Genomic DNA, 3,752 nt, shown 5'->3' with positions numbered 1-3,752 from the left:
TCCGGATCGGAGTTGATATTCAAATACTTTTTACAACCCGCAAATGACATTAGCAGGAAGCTAAAAAGAATTGTTTTTATAAATATATTTTTCATTTTCATTTGTTTTAAGATTAGAACTGTGCTTTAATACCAAAATTGATTCCTCTTGGGTTTGGAATAGCTCCGTAATCGATTCCTGAACCACCAAATCCACGGGAATTAGAAGAGTTCAATGCATTTACATTTGGATCCATTCCTGAGTAATTTGTTATGATGAACAAATCAGTTCCTGTTACAAAAATAGATGCACTTCTTACAATTTTCTGTCTTTTGATGAACTTGTCTGGCAATCTGTAACCAATGGTTATATCTCTCATTCTTAACCAATTTACATTTTCAATGAAATCGCCTTCTGCAAATGCTCCATCATAATAATCATTTCTGTAATAAGGCACAATTGTAATGTTGTTTTTAGTAGGGGTTGCTGTGTTTTGTAATCCGTCTGCCAACACACCATCAACTATTCTTGGTTGAAGCCTATCTAAGGTTTTAGTACTAGTGCCAGTCAATACCATCATTGCTTCATTTCCGTTAAATACAGCGCCACCTTTTCTAAGATCAAGGTTAAATGCTACACTTAGATTTCTAAAGAAGGTAAAGCTATTAATTATACCAATTTTGAAATCGGGTGTTCTGTCGCCAATATTTGTATATGCAGTGCTGTTAATTGGTAAGCCTGTAGTAGGAGATATTAAAAGTTGACCAGCATCATTACGCTGGAAAGCAAAGCCTACTAAGTTTGCGATAGAGGTACCCACTGCAACTTCGGAACGTACAGCACCAAATACCCATGTATCAGAATCATAGTAAAGTGGTAAATCAGCAGGCATTTTTTTAACAATACCTCTGTTCTTGTCAAAGTTTACTGTTATATCCCAATCAAAGTTGTCTTTTCTAACTGGAGTACCTTTTAGCTGAATTTCAATACCTTTATTTTCAAGTTCTCCACCGTTAATGTATTTCAAAACTCCACCAGTACCATAACTCAATCTATTGCTTACAATTTGATCTTTTGTATTGATGATGTAATAAGCTAAGTCAATGCTAAGTCTTCTTTTTAGGAATTGAAACTCGCCACCCACTTCAAAGTTTCTTGAATATTCAGGTTTCAAATCTTTATTACTTGCAAATACATCTAATGCAAATCCACCACCAGTTGTAGTTACCGTTGTAAACTGTGGATCAATTCTATAAGCTACAGAAGGTCCTTTTCCGGTCGTTGCATAAGATGCTCTAAGTTTTCCATAAGAAAGCCATTTCATTTCTTTAAAAGCTTTCAAATCAGAAAATATAAAGCTTGCAGACGCACTTCCATAATTGTAGAAGGGCTGTGTGTTATAAAACTTTGATGTAAGTGTGGAAACACCTTCACGGATACCAGAAAGTGTTATGTATAAAATATTATTATACCCTAAAGTATAATTTGCAAAAGCTCTGATTTTCCTTATCTCAGTTCTTACAAGTTTTGCAGACTGAGTTAAAGGAGCTGTATTGTTAATGGAAATAAAATCAGGTTCAAAAAATTGTTCTCCACGTTGTGAATTCACATTTCTTTTGCTACTCTCAATATAGAACGAAGTGCTAAGTGTATTTACAAACTTTTTAGCAAATGTTTTCTTGAAAGTGGCTCTTGCCACACCATTAAGGTTGTTATAGTTCTGCTCATATGTAGAAAGAAATCCTTTTGTTGCAAATCCATATCTTGATTGAGGGTGTGTCATATAAAATCCTTCGGTAACATAATGATCTATACCAATAATCGTTGTAAGGTTCAACCATTTTACAGGGTCTGCACTAAAGTTCACATTACCTGTTAAACGCTGTGTTTCATCATTGCTTTTATTTTTATTAACATCCCAATAGGGGTTATCAAACTCAGCAGCAAGGTCTGTTCCACTTTTAATAACTTTTCTTGTTCCATCAGCATTTTGATAATTAGAAGCATCAATATCCCGAGGATAAGTAATCAGGTTGTTATAATATGTACCAGCACCTTTGGGAACTTTATCATTATTAGAAGAGATATAAGACCAACTGGAAGACATCGTCATTTTTTCACCCAATTTAGTTTGTGCAGATAAACGGAAGGTCATCCTTTTAAGCCCAGTATTCTGAACTACACCTTTTGAATTAAGGTAACTGACAGAAAAACGATAGCTGGCATCTTTATTTCCTGCATCAATAGCCAAATTATGATTTTGAGAAAAGCTATTCTGAAAGAAATTACCTAAGTTATCAAATTGAGGTGCATTCTCGGCATATTCTGGACCAAAATAACGGAACCCATAAGTGGCGGAATATGCTTCTGGGTTATAAATGCCATTTATTCCTCTTGCAAACTGTGTTTGAATTTGAGGGAAGCGATAAACCTCATCTGTTCTGAAAGAATTATCATAGCTAATTCTTGCTTTGCCAGAAACTCCTTTTTTAGTGGTAATGATTATTGCTCCTGATGCTCCGTCTGAACCATAAAGTGCTGCGGCTTCAGGTCCTTTTAAGATAACAACCTGCTCTATGTCTTCAGGATTAATGTCAGCAATACGATTAGTGTAGTCACTGTTTCTGTTCGCAAAGCCAACAGCGTTTGTGTTACTTGCCGCAATAAGATCTTCTTGATTCATTGAACCGTTATCTAATGGCACACCATCTACAACAAATAATGGTTGGTTATTACCGCCTATTGATGTAGCTCCACGCAACATAATTGTAGCACTTGCACCTGGCAATCCAGATGTTGATGTTACTGTTAAACCTGGAACACGGCCTGCAAGAGAATTTAAAAAGTTGTCTCTTCTTGTTGAAGAAAGTTCTTCACCAGACACCGTTGGTGTTTGGTAGGCAAGTTCTCTTTTGTTTCTTTTTTGACCATAGCCTGTTACAACAACATTTTCAAGTTCGTTGTCAGTTGAAACAAGTTTGATGTTCAACATCCCTGTTGCGGGGACTGTTTGTTGTTGTAAAACATATCCTACAAATGTATAGGATAGTGTCTGACCTGTAGATGCGGCAATAGAGTAGTAGCCTGCGTCATTGGTCTGCACTCTGATACCACTCTTGGAATTGGTAACAGTTACCCCTGGAATTGGCGTCCCATCTTCACTGGACGTAACTGTACCAGATACTGTTCTTTCCTGAGCTATAGCAGGCTTAGAAAGTACTAATAGCAGCAAAGGAAAGACTAAGAACAATCGGAGAATTTTTCTCATAGCTGTTTTTTTTAGTTAATATAATAAATAAGCAGTTCCATATTATTAAGCCACTTTTACCCCGGCTTCAATATAGGGTTTTAATAAACTGTTTGTTGCATCCAACTCAGTAATAAGCATGTCTATCTTACTTAAATCACAAACATGTATCGGTTGAGTCGAATTTATTTTCTCAGATATAGTAAGACAAACAACCATCTTAGATGATTCAATCATTGCTTTTTTAAGTTGTACCACTTCCCAATCATTATCTGTTACTCCACTTTGAATATCAATTGCATTTGTTCCAAGAAAACATATATCCGGTTTCATCTGTTTTATTTTTGCAATAGCTTCCGAACCCACCGTTATTTTTGAATTCTTCGAAATTTTATCACCAATTACTATTACTTCAATATTGGGATGATGCATATATTCAAGTACTGCTGGTATGCTGCCCGACATAAATGTTGCTTTCAATTGTGGAGGAAGACTCCGGGCAAGTTCAAGTATAGTGGTACCGCCA

Annotated in this window: 2 protein-coding genes; both read right to left on the bottom strand. The window is 35.9% G+C overall.

Annotated elements, in window-relative coordinates:
* Positions 1-112: 112 nt before the first annotated feature.
* Positions 113-3,247, bottom strand: coding sequence for a SusC/RagA family TonB-linked outer membrane protein (locus KBF89_08870; GenBank protein ID MBP9116433.1), 3,135 nt, complete (start codon positions 3,245-3,247; stop codon positions 113-115).
* Positions 3,248-3,292: 45 nt separating this feature from the next.
* The coding region (locus tag KBF89_08865) for a DeoR family transcriptional regulator (protein ID MBP9116432.1) at positions 3,293-3,752 on the bottom strand (460 nt) is incomplete at its 5' end.

This window comes from Acidimicrobiia bacterium (assembly GCA_018057765.1).
Taxonomy (GTDB): Bacteria; Actinomycetota; Acidimicrobiia; order IMCC26256; family JAGPDB01; genus JAGPDB01.
The sequence above is the reverse complement of the archived record's forward strand: the minus strand, read 5'-3'. Positions and strand labels throughout refer to the sequence as shown.